We start from the raw sequence: 21719 nt of genomic DNA, 5'->3' as shown, positions 1-21719 counted from the left end.
CAGGAAAAGGGGGCAACGCCAGTGGCGTTGCCCCCTTTTCGAGCAGCGTAGAGGTGCTCGAGCGCTACTTGCCTGCGCCGGCGGTGAGCCCGCCGACAATGTACTTCTGCAGGAACAGGAACAGCGCCATCACCGGGATTGCTGCCAGCACCGCGCCGGCGGCGAAGACCGACCAGTTGGAAGTGAACTCCTCCGAAACGTAGGAGTACAGGCCCACGGCCAGCGTCTGGTTCTCCGGGGAGACCAGGATGACGGAGGCGATGACGAAGTCCGAGGTGCTGGAGATGAAGGACAGCAGGCCGACAACTGCCAGGATCGGCGCCACCAGGCGCAGGATCATGGTGAAGAAGATGCGGGCGTGGCCGGCACCATCGATCTTCGCCGCTTCATCGATTTCCACTGGAACGGTGTTGAAGAAGCCGTACATCAGGTAGGTGTTCACTCCCAGTGCGCCGCCCAGGTACACCATGATCAAGGCGATCTGGCTGTCGATGCCCAACACCGGGAAGACATCTCCCAGCGAGGTGAGCAGGATGAAGATCGCCACCACTGCCAGCAGCTGCGGGAAGATCTGCACGACCAGCAGGCTGACCAGGCCCACGCGGCGCCCGGTGAAACGCATCCGCGAGAAGCTGTAGGCGGCCAGCGCCCCGAGGAACACGGAGGCGGCGGCCGTGGTCAGGCCGATGAACAAGGTGTTCACGAACCAAGCACCGAAGGGACGCTGCTCGTTCTGGAACAGCTCCACATAGCTGTTGAAGCCGACGGTGGTGAAGAAGCCGTTGGAGGACAGCAGGGTGCCGTTGGGGTTCAGCGATGCCGAAAGCACATAGAGCAACGGGAACGCCGCATAGATGCACAGGGCTACGCCGATCAGGTGGCGCCAGCCGGTGGTGGCGAACCATTTGCCAAAGCCTCGCCGCGGTGCCCGCTCCCTGGGCGTGCGTACCGCGGGACGGCCGGTGATTTGGGTGCTCATTAGTTCAGCTCCTCCAGTGCCTTTGTCTGCTTGAAACTGATAATCGAGATGATCGCGACGATCACGAAGATGATGATGGAGAAGGCGCTGGCCAGGCCGTAGTCGCGTTGCGAGCCGACGAAGGCCACCTTGTAGACCATGGAGATCAGGATGTCGGTGGATCCCACGTTCAATCCTGCATCCTGCAGGCGCGGCCCGCCTTCGGTGAGCATGTAGATCACGTTGAAGTTGTTGAAGTTGAACGCGAAGGAGCTAATCAGCAGCGGAGCTACCGAGACCAGCAGCAGCGGCAGCTTGATCAAGCGGAAGATCTGAAATGGCTTCGCCCCATCGAGGGTGGCCGCTTCGGAGAGCTCATCCGGAATGGACTGCAGCGCGCCGGTGCAGACCAGGAACATGTACGGGAAGCCGAGCCACAGGTTCACCCAGAGCACCGAGAACTTCGCCAGCCACGGGTCGGTCAGCCACGGGATCTGCGCCCCGCCCAGCAGCACCTGGTTGATGAAACCGAAGTCGCGGTTGAGCATGCCGGCCCAGACCAGGCCGCCCAAGAACGCCGGGAAGGCGTACGGGAGGATCGAGATGACACGGTAGATCTTCCGCCCCTTCATGCGCATGTCGTTGAAGACGATTGCGAGGAACAGGCCCAGGAAGAAGGTGGTTGCCACCGACAAGAAGGCGAAGGCGAATGTCCACACGGTGACGGAGAACAGGGCGTTGCGGATCGAGGAGTCGGTGACCGCGCGGGTGAAGTTGTCGAAGCCCACGTTGATGGACCAGCCGGGCATCAGCTGCGTGCCATCTTCGGCGGTGTACGCGCCGACGCCGGTGTCCTGGTACACCACGCCGGTCTTCTGATCGGTCATGGTGTCGGCGGCTTCGTCGTATTTCAGGGACGAGGTGTACTGGTATGCGGTGCGCCCGTCGCTGGTGCGCAGGGTGCCATCGGCAGGGTTCTCGCTGACCGGAACGGTCAGCGAGGTGACCTCCTGCTGGCGACCCAGCAGATCGCCGAAGGCCAATTCGGAGTAGTCCCCCAGGGCTGCAGGATCGACCGGGGCGAACGGCTGATCCGCGTCGCCGAGCATTTGCTGGCCATCGCGCTCGATGAGCATCGCCAGCCCGTCCTGCCCGTCGAGGATGGACACCGGGTAGCCAGCGCTTCCCTCGACGCGGTTCTGGTTGGACTGCAGCAGCGCGGTGATCGCATCGTCCTTATCCGAGTTGTGTCCCGACCCGTAGTTGGTGAAGGCGATGTACCCCGTGTAGCCGATCACGAAGACCTGGAAGATCAGCAGGAAGATGGTGCCCGGCAGCAGGTACTTGGCCGGTAGCCAGCCGCGCTTGAAGTAGATCACGTTGATCAGCACGGTGATCACGGCGATCGCCGAGGCGATCACCCAGGCTTCGCGCCCCAGCGCTGTGAAAACCGCGAAGATGGCCGTCGCATCGACGATTGCCACCAGGATGATCTTGGCGAGCATGGCGCCAACGGAGGTGCTGGTGGCGTTGGCGAAGCGCCTGGCCGCCGGTGACAGCTTGGGCTTCGTCTCCTCGGTGCTTGATTGCGGCCCCTGGTGGGCAGTCTTTGTCATCTTCCAGATGTCCCTGTCGATCAAGTGCAGCTAATGCTGCTGGATTGCAGGCGCTGGGGCCAGAAGGATCGCCTTCCGTCCCCAGCGCCATCGGTGTGCCTGGTGGCAGGCGGTACTACTTGGAGATGGCCTTCTCGATGTCCGAGGTCATCTGCTTCCAGCGCTTGGCCGGATCAGCCTTGCCGGAGATGATCTCGGCCTCGGCCACACCCCAGAACTCCCATACGGCCGCCATTTCAGGGATGTTCGGCATCGGAACGCCGTTAGCGCCGACCTCGCCGAAGGAGGCGATGGTCTCATCGGACTTGGCAGCTTCGAAGGCCGCCTTGTTGGCTGGCGGTCGGTTGCCTACCTCGTACAGCTCGGTCTGAACTTCCTCGGTGCCGATGTAGTTGGTCAGGAATTCGGTTGCTGCCAGCAGGTTCTCGGTCTTCGAGGAAACGAAGAAGCCCTGGACTGCGACGAAAGGCTGGGCTGGCTCGCCACCAGCCGATGGAATCGGATCGATTTCCAGATTGATGCCAGCGTCTTCGACAGCGTCCACGTTCCATGGACCGGTCAGGAAGAATGGCGAGTCGCCGGAGACGAACTTCTCCTTGGCAATGTCTCCGTCGATGCTGGTCTTCAGGTTGCCTTCTTCGCCCTCTTCAGCCAGCCACTTGGCGAATTCGATGCCGCCTTCGTTGCCGATCTGCAGGTCGGCCGGATCGTAGGCGCCCTTTTCATCGGTGCCGAACACCGGTGCGCCGAAGGAGGTCTGGAATGGGTAGGCGTGGAATGGATCGCCAACATCAGAGACCTGCACCAGGAATGGGAATTCGGTGTCGGCCTTCTCGCCGGCGGCGATCATCTCATCGAACGTCGCAGGGGCTTCGTCGACCAGATCCGCGTTGCGCAGCAGGGCCAGGTTCTCGGTGGCGTACGGAACGCCGTAGGTGTTGCCCTCGTAGCTCATCGCGGTCACTGCCACATCCTGGAACTCGCCGGCCTTGCCGCCCAGTTCAACCGGCTGGACCACGCCGTTGTTGACCAGGTTGCCCAGCCAGTCGTGGGCACCGATGGTGATGTCCGGCCCCTTGCCGGTTGGCACCTGGCGCAGGAAGTCTTCCTGGATCTTGGAGAAGTCCTTGATCACCAGGTCCACCTTGACACCGGACTGCTTCTCGAAGTCTGCGGCGGCTTCCTTCAGCACTGGTTCGCGGTTGGCATCGACCCAGACGGTCAGCTTGCCGCCGGAAGCGGCTGCCGGGGAGGATTCCGCGGCGGCCGGGCTCGAAGATGCTGCTGGTTCGCTGGTGGCGGACCCGCCGCAAGCGGTGAGAGAGAGTGCGGCAATCGCCGTCAACGCTCCGCCAAGAAGCCAAGGGTGTTTGTTCACCTTCATGGGATGTCCTTTCGTGACAACTGTGTCATCAGGGACCGGGCTGGCCGCGATATCAGCTATGGCTACCGGTCGGGTCGTAAGTGGTGCGAGTAACACCATATTTGTAAGCGTTTACAGCGTGGCATAGATCATCAGCTTTGACAAGAGTAGCCATAAAATCAGTTTTAATCACCCTTACGTGGAATCACGGCAACTCAGGAGGCGTAATCCGTAGATCATAATTGCAAGCGTTTACATTCTGCGTTCGATCATTTATCGTTACCGTCATGACTTCAATTCGTACAGCAGCTGATTTCCCTGTGCAGGCCGAAAACGCGCAGTGGTGGCGCTCCTCGGTGATCTACCAGATCTACCCGCGCTCCTTCGCCGATTCCAATGGCGATGGCATGGGCGACCTGCGCGGAATTACCCAACGCCTGGAAAGCATCGCGCAGCTTTCGGTCGACGCGATCTGGCTTTCGCCATTCTTCACTTCCCCGCAGAAGGACGCCGGATACGACGTCTCGAATTACTGCGACGTGGATCCGCTGTTCGGAACCCTGGAAGACTACGACGCGATGGTGGCCAGGGCCCATGAATTGGGTCTGAAGGTCATCATCGATCTGGTCCCGAACCACTGCTCGGACCAGCACCCATGGTTCCAGGAGGCGCTCCAGGCAGCTCCCGGCTCCCCCGAACGCGACCGCTTCATCTTCAAGGACACCCCGGAAACCGGACACCCGAACAACTGGGGTTCGGTCTTCGGCGGCCCGATGTGGACCGCAACCAGGAACCCGGATGGCAGCACCGGCCAGTCCTACCTGCACATCTTCGATTCCTCGCAGCCTGACTTCAACTGGCACAACGAGGAAGTCCGCGCGATGTTCCGCGACGTCCTGCGCTTCTGGCTGGATCGGGGCACCGACGGCTTCCGCGTCGACGTGGCCCACGGCTTGATCAAGGCCGAAGGCCTGCCCGATTTCACGCCGGACCCCATGGCAGCTTCGATGGGCGGCACCGAAGAACTGGCTCCGTGGTGGGGCCAGGACGGCGTGCATGAAATCTACCGCGACTGGCGCAAGGTCATGGACGAGTACGAGGGCGACCGCGTGCTCTGCGCCGAGGCATGGGTCAATCCCCTGTCGCTGATGGCGGAGTGGGTGCGCAACGACGAGATGCACCAGGCATTCAACTTCCCGTACCTCTCCTGCGATTTCGATGCCAAGCAGATCCGCAAGACCATCGACGAGTCCCTTCAGGAGTTCGGCAAGGTCGGCGCACCGAGCACCTGGGTGCTCTCCAACCACGACGTGGTGCGCCATGCGACCCGCCTGGCGCTGACCGATGAGAACCCGCAGGGCGAGGGCATTGGCCCGAACACCCCGAACCTGCCAGAGCCTGCCGTCGGATTGCGCCGCGCACGCGCTTCCAGCACGCTGATGCTGGCCCTGCCGGGCGGCGCCTACCTCTACCAAGGCGAGGAACTGGGCCTGCCGGAAGCAATCGACCTGCCAGATGATGCGCGCCAGGATCCGACCTGGTTCCGCACCAATGGCGAACGCTATGGCCGCGATGGCTGCCGCGTTCCCTTGCCATGGGAGAGCGGCAAGCCGGCCTTCGGCTTCAGCTCGACCGGTGAAAGCTGGCTGCCGCAGCCAGCCGGCTGGGATTCCTACGCCCGCGATGCGCAGCTCGAAGACCAGTCCTCCACGCTGAACCTGTACCGCCGCCTGCTGCAGCTGCGCCAGGACCACGCGCTGGGCACCGGCACCCTTCAATGGATCGACGGCGCCGAGGACGAGGTCCTGGCCTTCGCCAACGGCAACGTGCTGGTCGTGGCCAACTACGCCGCAACCCCCCTGCCAATGCCGGTGCAGGCGCACAGCGCCACCGAGCTGGTGCGCAGCCAAATGGAGCAGTCCGCGGAACCGGGAATGATCCCGGGCGAAACCGCCATCTGGTTCCAGCTGGCATAGGGAGCAATCAAGTTTCCGGCAGCAGCCGCACCGGGTAACGTTAGGCAGTAGCCGTGGCCATGGGAAAGAGATTTCCCCCAGCCGCGGCTACTGGCATGAAGGAAGGACATGAAGTGGCCGGAATCAAGGACGTCGCGCAAGCCGCTGGCGTATCCATTGCCACCGTCTCTCGCGCGCTATCTGGGCGGGGTTCGGTCTCCGCGGCCGCGCAGGAGGCGGTGCAGCGTGCCGCCGCGGAACTGGGCTACGTGGTCTCTTCCTCCGCGTCCGGGCTGGCATCGGGCCGCACTCGCAATATCGGCGTGCTCGTTCCGGTGATCAACCACTGGTTCTATGCCTGCGTGCTGGAAGGCATCTCCAGCCGCCTGATGGACGAGGGCTATGACACCACCCTCTACCAGCTGACCAAGGACCGCACCCAGCGCGAGAAGATCTTCTCCGATTTCCTGCTGCGCCAGCGGGTAGATGCGGTCATCGCGGTCAATGTCGAGTTGGCCGAGGACGAGGTCCAGGCGCTGCTGGCGGTTGACAAGCCCTTGGTTGGCGTGGGCGGCCCGTTGCCCGGCGTGCCCACGCTGCATGTCAACGACGAAGCGATCTCGGCCCTCGCGACCGGGCACCTGGTTTCCCTAGGCCATGAACGCATCGGCTTCATCGGCGGAAACGCGGAAACCGATGTGGACTTCCTGGTGCCCACGCACCGCCGCACCGGCTATGAGCGGGCCCTGGCCGAGGCTGGGCTTGAAGTGGATGAGTCGCTGATTGTGAGCGCCGACTTCACCCTGCCCCAGGGCTACGCAGTGGCCAAGCAGCTGCTGGGCAACCCGGCGTCCCGGCCCACCGCAATCTTCGCGGCCAGTGACGAAATGGCCATCGGCGCCATCCTGGCCGCGCGCGATCTCGGATTGCAGCTTCCGCAGGATCTCTCGGTGGTCGGCGTAGACAACCATGACCTTGCCGAACTTTTCGGCTTGACCACCGTCGAGCAGCGACCGCATGAGCAGGGTCAGTTGGCGGTCGCGATGCTGCTGCGGGCAATCCGCGGAGAGGAACCGGCACAGGCCCACGAATTGGAGCATCGGCTGGTCGTGCGCTCATCGACCACCCGACCGGCCTAGCAGCCTGGACAGGGATTCACCAGCCCGCTGATTCCACTGGCTGCCATCGATATCGCCGATCGCCGAACACGCAAATGCCCGCGCCGGCACCGGATCGCTTGATCCAGTGCCCGCGCGGGCATCGCGCTGCTGTGGAATTAGTGCACCACAGTCGAGTCGGCCTGTTCGCCCTCGACTTCTTCCAGATGCAGGTTGCGTCCGCGAGTCTCGCCCACCCAGAGCACGGCCGCCACGGAGATGACGGTCAGCACCATGATGTAGACGGCAATCGAGACCGAAGCGCCGGTGGTCTCCAGCAGGATCTGCGCCACGGTGGCAGCGAAGGCACCACCTAGGATAGCACCGAGCGCATAGCCGATGGAGATGCCCGAGTAGCGGATCTGTGCAGGGAACATTTCCGCGTACATTGCCGACTGCGGGCCATAGGACAGGCCCAGGCCAACGGTCAGCACGAAGATGGCGATGGTGTACAGCACGATGTTGCCGGTATCGACCAGCATGAACATCGGGATCATCCAGACGAAGACCAGCGCGTAGCCGATCACGAAGGTCGCGCGGCGCCCGATCTTATCCGAGAGCCAGCCGCCGACCAGGGTGAAGATCAGCCAGCCCACCGAACCAATGGTGGTGGCCAAGAGGATTGGCGCAACCGGCATTTCCAGTACCTTGGTGGTGTAGGAGATGAAGAACGCGATGACCAGGTAGCCGGCGGCGTTGTTCGAGATGAAGATCAGCGCAGCCTGCAGGACCTGCTTGGTGTGGCCGGTCATCAGTTCGCGCAACGGCGTGTGCTCGGCGGCCTTGCGCTGGGAGAGCTGCTTGAAGACCGGGGATTCCTCGACCGCACGGCGGATCATGTAGCCCACGAAGATCAGCGCAATGGAGAGCAGGAACGGGATGCGCCAGCCCCAGGCGATAAAGTCTTCCGGGCTCATGGCAACACGCAGGATGTACAGCAGGCCGGTAGCCAGGATCATGCCGATAGGCACACCGATCTGCGGGTAGGCGCCGAAGTAGCCGCGGCGGTGGTTCGGTGCATGCTCTACCGCCATCAAGGCGGCGCCGCCCCATTCGCCGCCGGCCGAGAAGCCCTGGATCACGCGCAGCAGCACGAGCAGGATTGGCGCGGCCACGCCGATGGATGCGTAGGTTGGCAGCAGGCCGATGGCAGCGGTGGCAATGCCCATGAGGATCAGGGTGAGCACCAGGATGCGCTTGCGTCCGTAGCGGTCGCCCAGGTGCCCGGCAACTACTGCGCCGAGCGGACGGAAGAAGAAGGAGATGCCGATCATTGCGAAGGAAAGGATCTGCGCGATGCCCGGGTTCGACTCGCCCAGGGGCTCGAGGAACAGCGGGGTCAGCAGCGTCGCGGTGAGCTGGGCGAAGATGAAGAAGTCGTACCACTCAATGGTGGTGCCCACGAGGGTGCCGGCAAGTACCCGGCGCTCCTCCTGGGTGCGAGAGACAGTCGATGACATGTGAAGACCTTTTGCGAGTAGTATACCGACCGTTCGGACGGTTATATGTCGCACACCATCATAAGCGCAGAGTGAAGCGGATCACAAGATCTGCCCCAAACGTGACCCATGCAGGCAGGCACTTTGCGACCTGCCCCGCCAGCGAATTCGGTGTTCTAATAGAGAACGACTAAAATCGAAGATAGATCACGGACCTTCCTGGTCCCCAGGCTCACTAAGCAGGCCTCGACGACGTTCCCGCAACGCCGCAGGCCGGATTGAAGATCAATGCCTACCTCCCAGACGCTTTCGCGTGGAATCCGCGTCCTTGAAATCGTCGCCAATTCCCCGGTGAACCTATCCATCGCGGAAATCGCCGCGAAGCTGGAAGTCCACCGATCCATCGCCTACCGGATCATCCGCACCCTGGAACAGCATCACCTGCTCAACCGCGATGAGGCCGGCCATATCCGCTCGGCCTCCGGCCTGGCCGTGCTTGCCCGCTCGGTCCAGCGCGATCTGCAGGCGGCCGCCGCTCCCGAGCTCAACGCACTGGCCAACGAACTGTCCATGACCACCTTCGTGGCCGTCTGGGAACATGACCTGTGCACCACCTTGCAGTCGGTCTCCCCGCTGAACTCCCAGCGCGCGATTGTCCACCGCCCGGGTTCGGTGCACGGCATGGACGTGGGAGCCGCCGGCATCGCAATCCAGTCGCGCTACACCAAGGCCGAGTGGGATGCGCTGGACACGGGCATCGAGTACCGTGACGCTGCCACCCAGGCACGGGTTGACGGCTATGCCACCAGCGAGAATGAAGTCATCCAGGGCGTGAAGTCCATTGCCGTTCCGATCCAGCATTCGGGGCAAACCCCGGCGGCGCTGGCCGTGGTCTTCGCGACCAGCACGGCCGGCAACTACGAGCGCATGATCGAGGAGCTCAAGCACGCGGCGGCACGCATCAGCGACAAGCTCGCGCACTAGGAATTCCCGGCACAGAACGAAATCCCGTGGCACTGCACCTTGATGGCTGCAGTGCCACGGGATTCTGCTCATCCGGCCATGGCGGCCGGATGCACGGTTCTTGGCGTTCGCTCCCTAGCGGACGCGGGCCAGCGACGGAGACTTCGCGACGATGAGCTTCATTGCCACAGCGGCCAGGAAGATCACCAGCGCGCCACCGGTGGAGACCCAGAAGGCGCCGAGATAGCCCAGGGTTTCGGCAAAAACGCCGGCCAGTCCGTTGCCGATCGCGGTTCCCACCACGATGCCGGCAGAGAGCATGGTCATCACGGTGGACAGGCGCTGCGGTGGAGCGACTTCACCGCCCAGGGTCATGACCGTGACAATCACTGGCCCCACGGCAAAGCCTGCGATGAACAGGGCCAGCAGCATCAGCGGCACATTGCCGGCCACGTGCATCCCGAAGCTGAGCACCGTCAGTGCCGCGCCGCACAGGATCCAGCGGTTGATCTGCTTGAAGGATTGCGGCCACGCTGCCACGGAGACTGCAGCAATCGCACTGGAGAAGCCCATGGCGCCATAAAGCAGGCCACCGGAGTTGGAGTCGCCCTGCGCGCCGGCAAAGGCCAGGGTACCGGCTGCCGAGGACCCGAAGACCGTGCCCAGCGCCACCATGCCGAGGATCAGGGCTCCGATCGAGGCAACCTGCGCGCCGCTGATCGAGACCTTCGGCGCGTGTTCGGTATTCTTCACCGGCTTCACGGCATGGCCTGTACGGTGCGAGGCGAAGACCGGCACCAGCACGAGGGTCAACAGCGCGGCGAGGTAGAGCGGCAACACCGGATCCACCAAGGAGGCCAGCAGGCCGACGGCCACCGGGCCGAAGACGAAGCCCAGTTCATCGAACATCGATTCAAGGCTCAGGGCCGCCGACAGCACCTTGTGATTCTTTTTCTGCTGGCGGGTGATGGAGATCCAGCGGACACGGGACATCGGACCGACCTGCGGGCCGGTGGCACCGGTGGCAAGGCACAGGATTGCGAGCAGCGCCGCGGACATGTCGGGGCCGGAATTGCCGAAGAGGGTCAGGGCCACCAGGAGGATCGTGTGGATGACGGCGACAGTGGTCAAGACCGGGCGCTGGCCGACGCGGTCGGCCAGATAGCCGATGCTGGGGCCGCCCACGGCGGATCCCAGGCCAACCATGGCCGCGGCCAGGCCGCCCATGGCATAGGAGCCGGTGGTTGCGGTCACCAGGGTCATGGACCCGATGGTGAGCATCGCGAGCGGGAGACGTGCAAGGAAAGTGAGTGGCAGGAACGGTGCTCCCACCAAAGGAACTAACGCGGAGTATCCGGACATTTTCTCGGATTCCTCACTGTTTTCCTTCGACAAAGTATGCTGAGTCAACAAAACTCCATGACGAAGCGTGCGTCGTCCCACACCCCCCGACGCACAAATTTCCCAAACATGCCTGATGGCACTACTTTCAAGATAGCTACTGCCCCAAGGCAAGTCCAATCTATCCAGCCAAGATCACAGCGCCTTCGCATTCAATGGTGGAACCATGCTGGGTCTTGACCACCGATATCCGGTTGGTGATCCGCTGCTTCATCTCTGCAACGTGCGAGACCAGGCCTATGGTCCGGCCCCCTGCACACAGGTTTTCCAAGGCCAGCATGACTTCTTCCAGCGTCTCGGCATCCAGCGAACCGAAGCCTTCGTCCACGAAGAGCGTCTGCATGTCCACGGCGCCGGAGTGGTGGGAAATGACGTCCGCCAAGCCCAAGGCCAACGCCAGCGAGGCCATGAAGGTCTCGCCCCCGGAAAGCGTCTGGGTCTCGCGGCGCTTGCCGGTCCATGAATCGAGCACCTGCAGCCCCAGCCCGGATTTGGCGTTGCCCTGCTTGGAATCATCATGGTGCAGCGAGTAGCGTCCGCCGGACATCACGTCCAGGCGCTGCGTCGCGGCGATGGCCACTTCCTCAAGGCGAGCTGCCAGCACATAGGTGCTCAGCGTCATCTTGTAGAGGTTCTCTCCCCCGCCGCGCACCACTTCTGCCAGGGAGCGCAGCCGGCGATAGGCTTCGATCACCGGACCTGCCTCGGACCGCTGGCGTGCAAGGTCGCTGGTGGCCTGCTCATGGCGAGCCAGCTGGGTCTGGGCAAGTATTTCCTCTTCCCGTGCCGCCTCGAAGCGTTCTTCGGCCTGGGCTGCCAGCACCTGCGATTGGGCAAGATCTTCCTCGCTGGGTGCGGCGATGCCTTGCCCTGCAAGTTCCTGGGCCTTACGGCAGTCCTGGGACGCTTGGAGCGTGGCGATGGCGCTGGCCAAATCCGCATCCGCGCGCTGCAATTGGCGCAGGCGATCGCGTTCAGCGCCTTCCAGCAGGGCCGCCTCGAAGGCAGCCAGGTTCTCGAAACCGGCGGCGGTGCACTGGCTGTTCCAGGTGGCTTCCGCTTTCCGCACGGCCTCGGCGGCGTCGATCAGGCGGCGCAGGTGCTGCACTGCGCTGGCCAGCCCGTTGGACTTCTTTGCCAGTTCCTCCACCAGCTCGGCCAGGTTCTTCCGGCCTTGGCGCAGCTGCGCCAGCTTGGCATCCAGCTCAGCCAGCTGGGAATCCAAGGACTGCGCCTGCTGCTTCGCCGTCGCATGTTCCAGTGCGGCTTGGTTGGCCCGCGCAGCGTGCTTTTCAGTACGCTGGCGCACCGCATCCAGCTTGGCCACGCGGGCGGCGATCTCTGCCTGCTGCCTGCGCAGCTGTTCCAGTAGTCCCTGGGCCGTGGCGAGTTCTGCCCGCAGGTCAGCGACCGAGGCCTCGCCGGCCGCTTCCTGGGCGGTCTGGAACTTGGCCACCAGCATGTCGCGCGCTTGCGCGGCCTGCTGCCCGGCGGTGCGTGCCGCAGCCTCCGCGGCCTCCAGTTCCTGGATCTGCGCATCGTCGATCAGCAGGGCGTCGGCATCGGCTTGTGCCGGGGCGGGATGCTCCTGCGCACCGCAGACCAGGCAGGGTTGCCCGTCTTCCAGCGCGGCGGCCAAGCGCAGGGCGCTTTGGGCCAGCTGTTCGGTGCGCAACTCGAGCAGGGACTTGGCGGCACCGGCAATGACCAGTTCCTGCGCGCTGGCCTTCTCACGGGCGGCCAGCGCCTTGCGTTCCAGCGCGTCGCGCTCGGTGGCGTGCTTGATCCTGGTCTCCAGCTCCAGGACGCGTGCCTTGGCCTGCTGGAGCTTTTCATTGGCGGCCACCAGGTCCAGGTCCCCGGCTTCCAGCGTCTCGCGTTCTGCCTTGAGCAGGCCCACCTCGGTTTCGGCCTGGGCCCGGGTCTTCTCATGCTCGGCAGCCAATTCGGCGGCCTTGCGCGCCTGGCCGGCGAGCAGATCGCGGCGCTGCTCATCTTCCAGGGCGGCCTCGGCTACCGCCAGTTCCTCGGCAGCCTGCTGGGCGGGCAGGCGCAGCTGTTCCAGGCCGTCGGCATCGGCACCGGGCTCCAGCCCCGTCTCGGTTTCGAGCCACTGCTGGCTGCGCAGCCAGGACTGGTTGGCCTGCTCCTGCGCCGCGGTCGCCTCATGGAGCTGGTTCAAATAGGCGCGCACCGCCCCGGCCTTGGCATCGGCCTCCAACCGGGTGCCAGCGGCCACGGCAGCCTCATGCTTTTCAGCGTAGCCTGCCTGCATCCCCTGCAGCTCGGCCAGGCGAGCAAAAATCCGTCGCCGCTCTTCCAGTGCCTGCGACTGCTCGCGGGTGCGGGTCTTCTCGGTGCGCAGGGCGGCCGCTTCGTCGGCCGAGCGCTGGAGGATCACCGCGATCCGGCGGCGATAACCGGCGAACTGCTCGGCCTGCGCCGCATCCTCGCCCGCCTGCTCCTGGCCAGCTCCCTCGGCGCCGTCCAACTCGGTGCCGACCAGCTCGTCGGCGGTTTCGCGGCCGGCCAGGAATGACCGGGCGGCCGAGTGGATGGCTTCCTCGCTGGCGCTCAGGCGCGCTTCCACGCTTTCGGTGTGCTTGCGCGCTTCAGAGAGGCGGGCAGCGAATTCATCTTCGATCCGCGCATAGCCGCTGGTGTCGAAGAGATTCGCCAGCAGCTCTTCGCGGTCCTTGGCCTTGGCCCGCAGGAAGTCGGCGAAGCCGCCCTGCGGCAGCATGACCACCTTGGTGAACTGCTCGCGGTCCAGGCCCAGCAGGCTGCCCAGGATGTGGCCCACCTCGTCATTGCGGGTGGACAGTTCCTGCCAGCCGGCATCGGTGAATTCGCGCAGGAAGCTGGCGGCCTTCTGCTCGGTGGTCTTGTTCTTGCCGCGCTTGGAGGGGCGCATCCACGCCGGGGAACGGGTGGCCTCGAACCGCCGGTCGCCGATGGTCAGCTCGCAGACCACCTCCGGGGCCAGTCCCGCCGGGGCGTGGTCGGAACGGATCTGCCGGCTGCCCGCCCGGCTTCCGGGCAGCGCGCCGTACAGGGCATAGCAGATCGCGTCCAGGATGCTGGACTTGCCGGCCCCGGTGGGGCCATCGAGCAGGAACAGCCCGCCGTCGGCCAGTTCATCGAAATTGATTTCTTCGGTGCCGGCGAAGGGACCGAAAGCCTGGATTTGGAGTCGGTGGATTCTCACTGGCTGACCTGTGCCTCTCGGGTGGCTTGGATGACTGAGTCGATGACTTCGCGTTCGGGGTCATCGGCGGCGCGTTCGCGGACGTGCTCCACGAAGTCCCGCACCACCTGCTCGGTGCTGGTTGCCTTGGCCATGCGCTCGGCATAGCTGGCCGGTTGCTCCTTTTCCCCGGTTCCTTCGGGAGCGAAGTTCAGCACCACGGTGTCGGGGAAACGGGTTCGGATCGTTGCCATCGCGTCGGCGGGGCGCTCGCTGTCGGTCAGCGTGACCTGGCACCAGGCCCCCACGGCGGACTCCAGGTCCGGGTCGGCCAGCAGCTCGGCGAGCTTGCCCTTGAGGATGGCCAATTTCTTCGGCACCGGCAGCAGGATTTCCTCGATGGACTCGATGCCAGAGGCGCTGGTCTCGATCAGCCATACGCCCTTTCGCTGGGTGGCCTCGGAGAAGGAGTAGGCCAGCGGCGAGCCCGAATAGCGCACATGCTCCTTGACCTTCTGCCGTCCGTGCAGGTGGCCCAGGGCCGAGTAGTCGAAGTGCTCGAACAGCTCGGCCGGCACCACGTCGAGGTTGCCGGTGCTCAATTCGCGTTCCGAGTCGCTGCCGATGCCGCCGGCGGCGAACAGGTGCGCCATAGCGATGGAAACGACCGGCTTCTGACCCGCCCGCAGCTGCTCCAGATGCTCGTCGATCTGCGCGATGGCCGCCTGCACCACCGCTTCATGGCTGGCCTTGGCGACGCCCAGGCGTTCCATCACCATGCGCGGTTCCAGGTACGGGATGCCATAGATGGCCACCTGGTGGTCGCCGGCATCGCGCAGCACCGGCTGCAGCATGCGCTGGGTATCGGCGATAATATGCACCCCGGCGGAATCCAGCAGATCGGCGCCGAAGCCCAGGCGGGAGGCCGAGTCGTGGTTGCCGCTGGTGATGACGATACTGGCCCCGGTGGCGCGCAGCTCGCGCAGCACCCAGTTGCACAGCTGGACGGCATCCACATGCGGCAGCGCCCGGTCATAGATGTCCCCGGAGATCAGCACCACGTCAACCTGCTGGCTGATGGTGATGTCGATGATTTCCTGCAGCACTGCCCGCTGCGCTTCGATCAGGGAGGCTCCGTGGAAGGTGCGGCCCAAATGCCAGTCCGAGGTATGAAGCAATCGCATGTGTCCAACCTTATGCAATGCCGCGGACAACTTGGACATTAGAATGGGGGTTGTGAATGAAACCGGTGAAACTGCACTCCTGCCAGAGAACTACTCAGACAAGGTGTTTGCGATCCTCCTCGGCCTGGCCGATGGCGCAACCCACGCCCGTGACGACATTGATCCCGGAGCCACCGAAATCCTCCCGCTCTACCTGGCCGACGGCCTGCTCGAAGCGCTGGAATGGGCCCATGACGGTGTAGCCAGCGACGAAGCGGCCTGCATGTGGCTTGCCGCCCTGCGCGGCTACCGCAAGATCACCGGTTCCTTCCCGGACCGTACCCCTGAACCGCTGGGCCGCTGGATCGACAAGGAATTTTCCAACGTCGAGATCTTCGAGAAGATCCACGACGGAGATCCGCAGAACCTGGCCGGCCTGGACAGCTCCGACATGGGGCAGCCCGGGCGTCCAACCGGTGCCGGCGCCGACTCCACCGGCGTGCTGCCGCGCGCCGCGGTGACCGCGCTGCTGGCCCGGGTCCCGCTGGGCACCACCGAGACGCTGGCCCGTTCGGCGGCCTTCCTCACCCACGACGCCCAGGCGGCCAAGACCGCCGTGGCCGCGGCGAAGATCATCCGCTCGGCCATGGAACGCTCCGAGGCGTCTGCCGGAGAATGGGCCGCGCTGCTCGATGGCCTCGAAGGCCCATCGGCCGATGCGCTGCGCGAGGTCGCCACCAAGATCGGCGAGAACATCTCGCTGTCCGGACAGGAAGCCTATGACGCCTACTTCGGCGAGCAGGCGGCCGAAGCGGACGGCGCATCGGACGTGGAAGCAGCCCCGGCGGCTGCCGCCGAGGAAGCAGCCGTGAGGGATCCCGAGGTGGATGCCTACGCTGTTGCGCTGCTGGCCGCCGTCTACGGCACCGAAGCTGTCGGCGAGCGCCCCGCTAGCGCGCTGGATGACATCATCTCCGAGCTGCATGACCGCTGGATGGCGCTGCTCGTCTAGGCGCCCGAAGGGGAGCATGACAAACCTCCGGCCGGCACAGAGCGATCTGTGCCGGCCGGAGGTTTCTTTTCTGCTTTTCTTGGCTGCTAGGCAGTCAGCCCGAAGCCGCCCACCATCTGCATGAATTCTCCTTCGGAGATGATGCTGACCCGCTGGCCCTTTTCGCGCAGCCGCAGCACGTGCTTGGCCTTGTTGGTCAGCCGCCCGGTGGCCAGGTCCTCCGGGACGAAGCCGTCGCCGACCACCAGCGCGGTGGTAGCGCGGGTGACCCGCGAGGCGGTCTGCGCTCCGTGCTCGGCCGCCAATTCCTTGGCCTTGGGGCGCGGCATGGACAGGTTGCCGGTGAACACCATGATCTGGCCGAACAGCGGGTGGCTTGGATCCGCGTTCTCGCTCGGCTTGGGGTTCGGGCCTTCTTGCGGCCAGTTGTTGAAGGCATCCTGCGGCGGCAGCGGGTTGCCTGCGGCCAGCCAGCCCTGCGCGTCGCGGGTGGCGCGGGACAGTTCGTCGCCTGGCTGCCAGGCCTGGGTCAGGCTCAGCCGGACGCCATAGTGGTCTGCCGTATCCAGCACCGAGGGCTGTGCGCTGCGCAGGGACATGTCGATCATCGCCCACGCGCAGGCCTCGGCGTCGGCCAGCGCTTCGTGGTGGTTCTCGATCGGGTGCCCGGCTTCTTCGGCAACGAACGGCAGCGAGTAGCTGGGCAGGTCGTAGGCCTTGCGGGAGAGCTTAACGGTGCACAGGTGCGCGATTTCCGGCACGGCGACTTCGCCGGCCTCGCTGGCCGCGCGGATCACGCCCGAATCGAAAGATGAATTGTGGGCCACCAGCACATCGGATCCGATGAATTCCAGCAGCTGCGGAATCTTGTCGGTAACCCGTGGCGCCGCACTCACCATGTCGGGGGTGATGTGGTGGATCGAGACATTGCGCGGGTCGAAGTGGTCGAATCCGGCCGGCGGTTGCATGAGCCACTGCTCGGTTTCGACGATTTTCCCGGAGCGCACCTTGACCAGGCCCACCGAGCAGGCGGAGCCGATAAAACCGTTTGCTGTCTCAAAATCTACTGCTGTGAAGTCCAATGCCACGCCCAATAGCTTACTCGCTTTATCGCTGGCACCGGCATGGGTGTGACGCGCGCGCCGTGCCCGGCGGGGTTTTCGCAGGGCGATACCGTGGTGGCAATTCACTGCAGTCCCGGAATTGACCTGTGGATATCAAGTAATCGCCGGCCCGCGCGGCGCAAGCCCGAGGCCGGGCATCTCACATGCGGAACCGGCAACCTCGCTTTTGGTGTGCCCGGAAGTCAGCTGCGGAACAATTTCTCGTAGTACTCGCTGAGCGCCGGATAGTAATCGGGCTCGAAGACTACGCTCGCCACGTCGGTTCCGTCCACCGCCGCGGCCAGCCGATCAAGGTAGAACTCCCAGCCCGGCCCGATGGACCCGGCCTGCTGCGGGTCAAGCCCCGGCATTTGGAAGACCAGGCAGCTGCCCTGGCCCGATGCCTCTACCTTCAGCTCCAGCTGCCAAACCGAATCGCCGGTTCCAGTGCGCACCTGCAGCTGTCGCGTGCGCGGATCGCACTGCAAGATCTCCACGCGTTCGGCGGGCGCTTCCTCTTCGGCCAGCAGCACTACCTCGACGGCGCCGCTTTTTGGATCCCCGTGCCAGGATCCGAACCAGAGCGCCAAGTACTCGGAATCGGCCAGATAGCGCCAGATCCTGCCCGGGGATTCGGTGAACACGCGGCGCAATTCCAGCGCGCCGTGCGCGGTGCGGTTTCCGGTGGGCGTAGCGCTCATGGCTGTACTCCTGGGTTGCTCCACTGCCACCGCGGCACTGGCTATTCCAACGCCTTCGCCGGCAGTGATTGAAGAATAGCAAAAAGCGCTGGCTTCCCTCCCGAATGGAAAAGAAACCAGCGCTCATTTCATGGTCTTGGACCCGGCCAGCAGACGGGCTACGCGGTAGCCTTGCGCAAGGTGAGATAGGAGCCGCCAGCCATCAGCAGGGCGACAATACCGCCCCACAAGGTCACTCCAGCGGCGGTCCAGGTCAGTGCCCAGCTCCAGAACTCACCCCAGGAGTTGGTCAAGGTGATCAGGGCGATGATCCCCAGCACCAGCACACCCAAGCAGATGAAGAATGCCACCATGCCAGTGGTGCGCCACCTCATGTAGATGGTCGCTGCCAGGAATCCGATCATGAACAGCAGCACCATCAGCACAAAGTAGAACAGGATCTGGACCAGCCAGTTGTTATCCGCAATCCATTGCAGCGCAAAGAACTGTCCGCCCATGCCCCAACCATCGGTAGCAACTTCCAGCAGTCCCATCACGTAGTAGAACACCGAGAGCGCCAGCGCGCATACGGAGAACAGTGCCACGGTGCCCAGATAGAAGGTACGCCGCGAAATGCTCATGGCCATGGAGAACGGGAAGGTCAACGTCAGCGACTGGATTCCCAGGGCCAAGAAGTACCACATGGGCGCTTGGGCGCCGCCGCTGTACATTGCCCCGTCTCCGCCGTTGCGCCGGACCAGCCACCAGATGGCCATGGTGAAGAGGAATGATGCACCCAGGATGATCAGCGGAATTCCGATGAAGGTGCCCTTGTTGATCAGTTGCATGCGGGCAACTTTGATGACGCGGTTCATTTTCTTGCCTCCGTCCGTTCTTCTGTCCTTTGTGCCGTGGTGCCGCTCAATGCGCTGCGCACCACCAATTGCTGCAGCGACACGGAGCTCAGGTCCAAGCCCATGAGTTTCGCCTGCTCGCGCTGGTCCGCATCCAGCTTGGCCTTGATCGTGACGCTGGCCAGAGCGCCGAGCGCATCGCGATGCAATACCTGCGCGGTGCCGATGAATTCCTGGACCTTGGCGGCGTCACCAGTGACAGTGACCGCCGTGCCGCGCAGCTCTTCGGCATCCGAGTCGATGACGATTTGCCCCTTGTCGATCACGATGACGTGTTCGAGAAGGTTGGCGACTTCGTCGATCAGGTGGCTGGAGAGCACGATGGTGCGTGGGTATTCAGCGAAGTCTTCGACAAGGCGGTCGTAGAAGATCTGCCGGGCTACCGCGTCCAGGCCGAGGTAGGGCTCATCGAAGAAGGTGATGTCGGCCCGCGAGGCCATGCCGATGATGACGCCAACGGCGGACAGCTGCCCGCGGGAGAGCTTCTTGATCCTCCGCTTGATCGGCAGCGCGAACGCTTCGACGAGCTCCTGGGCCAGATCCTCGTCCCAGTTCTCGAAGAACAGGGCTGCGGATTCGAATGCCTGGTGGACCTTGAAGTCATCGGGGTATTTCTGGGATTCGCGGATGAAGCAGATGCGCGAAAGCGTCGGATCATGCTCGAACGGGGCGTGGCCGAAGATTTCGGCGGTGCCGTGGTCTGCATAGTTCTGCCCGGTCAGGATGGACATCAGCGTGGTCTTGCCAGCTCCGTTGCGTCCAAGCAGCCCGTAGATCCGATCCGGCTCCAGATCCAGGGTGACGTTGTCGAGCGCTTTCACGTCCTTGTAGGTCTTGCTCAGTTCGCGTGTGGCGATTGCTGTCGTGCGTGGCATGTCGTTCCTCCCTGTGCTGTAGAGATGTTTCAAGATTCCGAGCCGGTCTTGATCATGGCGACCAGCTCATCCACGCCAATGCCCAGCTTGGAAGCTTCTGCGGTCAATGGCGCGATGAATTGCTGCTGGAATTTCTCGCGGCGTTGCGCTCGCAGCCGCTGCGGCGCTCCTTCGGTGACGAACATGCCGATTCCCCGTTTCTTGTAGAGCAGCCCATCTTCCACGAGCCGGTTGATTCCCTTGGCTGCTGTGGCCGGATTAATCCGGTAGAACGCTGCGAATTCATTGGTTGATGGAACTTGCGCTTCTTCCGCCAGAACACCAGAAATGATGTCGTTCTCAATCAGCTCAGCAATTTGCATGAAGATCGGTTTTGAATCATCAATCATGCTGGCTCCCTCCGTGCTCATCCCACCAGGTTAGTTAGTGGGTTAGTTACTCATGTAACTAACCATAGAACCTCGGGAAGTTCTGCGCAAGTACGGAGCGGCAGAATTCCCGTGGAAATTAGGGGCTCCATACTGTCCGCCACGGCATCTAAGCTGGGACTTGCCAAGAAAGGTAGCCCTGCACGCGCACCATCGATGCTGCGTTCACAGTGGTGAAGCCCTGATTGGAAACCGCCCGACCGGGAGAGTTGTACGCCCAGCCCGAAACCGTGGAACACGAGCGCGGGCAGCGAAAAACTGGCCAGGTCTGGTTCGGAAAATTGCGCTCGCGCACTTGGAGGCCAACAGCCCTCCTCGTGTTGCAGGCATTTATGGGAGGGACCATGCAAGAAGATTTCAACCGACTTGAGATACCAGATCAGCTTCTTGGAGCGCTGGACCGCCAAGTTCTGCTCGAGCTGTTCAAGGCGTGCTTCCCCGATTGCAGCGGTGAAGACATTGCGCGTATGAGCCGACGTGAACTGATCACCAGGATCCAGACCGAACGCGCTTATGCCGGGCACCGTCCCAGCTGCATCACCGACGACTATCCCCTGCGCCGTCCGAACCTTGGGGCAGTGAAACCCGGATTGCTGGTCCGCGAACCAGGCCAGTCGGTCTACTGGTGCCGACAGGCCAAGCCCCTGGAATCAGCTGCAGCTCTGGGGCAGGTGAACCAGAATTACCTCTGGAATTTGCCGGAAACCATGCAAGCGGGAGATCTGATCCTGACGGCATTGGAGAGCACTCCGGCGTTGGTTGCCAGCTTGGAAATCGCCAGTTCGGAGGAACCCGGAAAGCTCACTTTCACTGCATTGGCGACCTTCACTGATCCCATTTCGGTGGCCGACATCGAGTCCATGATCGGCGAGAAGCTGCCACGGCGTTCGCGGTACCTGGACGATCCGCTGGCCGATAAGATTCTGGACGGCATCCGGGAGCTGCTCCAACGCCCGCGCCCGATCTTCGTCACCGCGGGCGCATGCTCGCCGTCGAAGCCGGCCAAGGCCAACCGGGTGCTGGGCGTTGCTGCCATTCTCCAGCGCAGCGCGCCGGGCCAGCCGCTGGCCTGCGAAATTTGCGAGCGGGACATCTCTGCCCGCCCACAGATCCACCTGCCGCAGGCCCATCAGGACGGCCTGCGCTGGGAGATCCAGGACCACGTGGATGAGCTGGTGCTGCTGTGCGGCGACTGCCACCAGATGGCCCACCAGCCAACCTTGCAGCAGCTGCGCAACTACGCGAAACCTGCCTGCCCCGCCTGCGGGGAACGCAATCCGCGGAAGGTCATCTGGGGCATGCCCAGTTTCGGGCCAGATGATGATGAATTCGTCACCGCTGGATGCATGATGCCTTTCGGGCCTCCATCGCAATGGGAGTGCCGCGCCTGCGAAACCCAGTACCTGGTGGCCGAATTCGATGACCGGCCGCACCAGGCCTGGGCAATATACGGGCAGAACCTGCAGCGCTGAGCACAAGAACGCCGGCACATCCTGAATTGGATG

17 protein-coding genes are annotated in these 21719 nt (G+C 63.6%); 5 read left to right on the top strand and 12 right to left on the bottom strand.

Going from position 1 to position 21719, the window contains the following annotated elements:
- Window positions 1-64: 64 nt before the first annotated feature.
- From F0M17_RS06570 to F0M17_RS06560, 3 genes are all read right to left on the bottom strand, one after another.
- Window positions 65-979 carry a sugar ABC transporter permease gene (locus F0M17_RS06570; RefSeq protein ID WP_149596699.1) on the bottom strand — a complete coding sequence of 305 codons (915 nt, stop codon included), beginning with the start codon at window positions 977-979 and terminating at the stop codon, window positions 65-67.
- Window positions 979-2574 (bottom strand): ABC transporter permease subunit, encoded by a 1596-nt coding sequence (locus F0M17_RS06565; RefSeq protein ID WP_149596698.1) that lies wholly within the window; start codon window positions 2572-2574, stop codon window positions 979-981. Before F0M17_RS06565 ends, F0M17_RS06570 begins: the two co-directional genes overlap by 1 nt.
- Window positions 2575-2689: 115 nt before the next feature.
- Window positions 2690-3958 carry a maltose ABC transporter substrate-binding protein gene (locus F0M17_RS06560; RefSeq protein ID WP_038992122.1) on the bottom strand — a complete coding sequence of 423 codons (1269 nt, stop codon included), beginning with the start codon at window positions 3956-3958 and terminating at the stop codon, window positions 2690-2692.
- Between the two features lie 266 nt (window positions 3959-4224).
- On the opposite strand from F0M17_RS06560, the gene F0M17_RS06555 reads away from it, so the two are divergent.
- Window positions 4225-5913, top strand: a complete 1689-nt coding sequence (locus F0M17_RS06555) for a glycoside hydrolase family 13 protein (protein ID WP_149596697.1) — start codon at window positions 4225-4227, stop codon at window positions 5911-5913.
- A gap of 113 nt (window positions 5914-6026) precedes the next feature.
- Window positions 6027-7031 carry a LacI family DNA-binding transcriptional regulator gene (locus tag F0M17_RS06550; protein ID WP_038992119.1) on the top strand — a complete coding sequence of 335 codons (1005 nt, stop codon included), beginning with the start codon at window positions 6027-6029 and terminating at the stop codon, window positions 7029-7031.
- Between the two features lie 137 nt (window positions 7032-7168).
- Here F0M17_RS06550 and F0M17_RS06545 read toward each other — a convergent pair whose 3' ends face one another.
- A complete protein-coding gene (locus F0M17_RS06545) occupies window positions 7169-8509 on the bottom strand; it encodes an MFS transporter (protein ID WP_149596696.1) in 1341 nt (446 codons plus the stop codon).
- Between the two features lie 267 nt (window positions 8510-8776).
- Between F0M17_RS06545 and F0M17_RS06540 the strand changes: the two genes are divergently transcribed.
- A complete protein-coding gene (locus tag F0M17_RS06540) occupies window positions 8777-9472 on the top strand; it encodes an IclR family transcriptional regulator (RefSeq protein WP_066137671.1) in 696 nt (231 codons plus the stop codon).
- A gap of 114 nt (window positions 9473-9586) precedes the next feature.
- Here the strand turns inward: F0M17_RS06540 and F0M17_RS06535 are convergent, their stop codons facing one another.
- The 3 genes from F0M17_RS06535 to F0M17_RS06525 form a co-directional block, all read right to left on the bottom strand.
- Window positions 9587-10861 carry an MFS transporter gene (locus F0M17_RS06535; protein WP_052253862.1) on the bottom strand — a complete coding sequence of 425 codons (1275 nt, stop codon included), beginning with the start codon at window positions 10859-10861 and terminating at the stop codon, window positions 9587-9589.
- A 112-nt stretch (window positions 10862-10973) separates the two neighbouring features.
- Window positions 10974-14060, bottom strand: coding sequence for an AAA family ATPase (locus F0M17_RS06530; protein ID WP_149596695.1), 3087 nt, complete (start codon window positions 14058-14060; stop codon window positions 10974-10976).
- Window positions 14057-15223: an exonuclease SbcCD subunit D gene (locus tag F0M17_RS06525; protein WP_073707618.1), complete on the bottom strand. Its 1167-nt coding sequence runs from the start codon at window positions 15221-15223 to the stop codon at window positions 14057-14059. Before F0M17_RS06525 ends, F0M17_RS06530 begins: the two co-directional genes overlap by 4 nt.
- A gap of 52 nt (window positions 15224-15275) precedes the next feature.
- Here F0M17_RS06525 and F0M17_RS06520 point away from each other — a divergent pair, with 52 nt between their 5' ends.
- Entirely contained in the window at window positions 15276-16214 is a 939-nt protein-coding gene (locus tag F0M17_RS06520; RefSeq protein WP_149596694.1) for a hypothetical protein, read from the top strand.
- 86 nt (window positions 16215-16300) lie between these two features.
- Here F0M17_RS06520 and F0M17_RS06515 read toward each other — a convergent pair whose 3' ends face one another.
- The 5 genes from F0M17_RS06515 to F0M17_RS06495 all read right to left on the bottom strand — a co-directional run bounded on the left by F0M17_RS06515 (window position 16301) and on the right by F0M17_RS06495 (window position 20175).
- The gene (locus F0M17_RS06515) at window positions 16301-17302 is read right to left on the bottom strand and encodes an exonuclease domain-containing protein (protein WP_073707707.1); all 1002 of its coding nucleotides are present in this window, start codon (window positions 17300-17302) and stop codon (window positions 16301-16303) included.
- Window positions 17303-17520: 218 nt separating this feature from the next.
- Window positions 17521-18018, bottom strand: a complete 498-nt coding sequence (locus F0M17_RS06510) for an SRPBCC domain-containing protein (protein WP_149596693.1) — start codon at window positions 18016-18018, stop codon at window positions 17521-17523.
- 158 nt (window positions 18019-18176) lie between these two features.
- The gene (locus F0M17_RS06505) at window positions 18177-18872 is read right to left on the bottom strand and encodes a hypothetical protein (protein WP_149596692.1); all 696 of its coding nucleotides are present in this window, start codon (window positions 18870-18872) and stop codon (window positions 18177-18179) included.
- Window positions 18869-19786, bottom strand: coding sequence for an ABC transporter ATP-binding protein (locus F0M17_RS06500; protein WP_149596691.1), 918 nt, complete (start codon window positions 19784-19786; stop codon window positions 18869-18871). The genes F0M17_RS06505 and F0M17_RS06500 overlap by 4 nt, the downstream gene beginning before the upstream one ends.
- Window positions 19787-19815: 29 nt before the next feature.
- A complete protein-coding gene (locus tag F0M17_RS06495) occupies window positions 19816-20175 on the bottom strand; it encodes a GntR family transcriptional regulator (RefSeq protein WP_038992147.1) in 360 nt (119 codons plus the stop codon).
- A gap of 506 nt (window positions 20176-20681) precedes the next feature.
- On the opposite strand from F0M17_RS06495, the gene F0M17_RS06490 reads away from it, so the two are divergent.
- Window positions 20682-21686: an HNH endonuclease gene (locus tag F0M17_RS06490; protein ID WP_149596690.1), complete on the top strand. Its 1005-nt coding sequence runs from the start codon at window positions 20682-20684 to the stop codon at window positions 21684-21686.
- Window positions 21687-21719 lie beyond the last annotated feature (33 nt).

It is taken from the genome of Glutamicibacter sp. ZJUTW (assembly GCF_008370855.1).
Taxonomy (GTDB): Bacteria; Actinomycetota; Actinomycetes; order Actinomycetales; family Micrococcaceae; genus Glutamicibacter; species Glutamicibacter nicotianae.
This window is presented reverse-complemented; position numbering and strand designations above follow the sequence as displayed.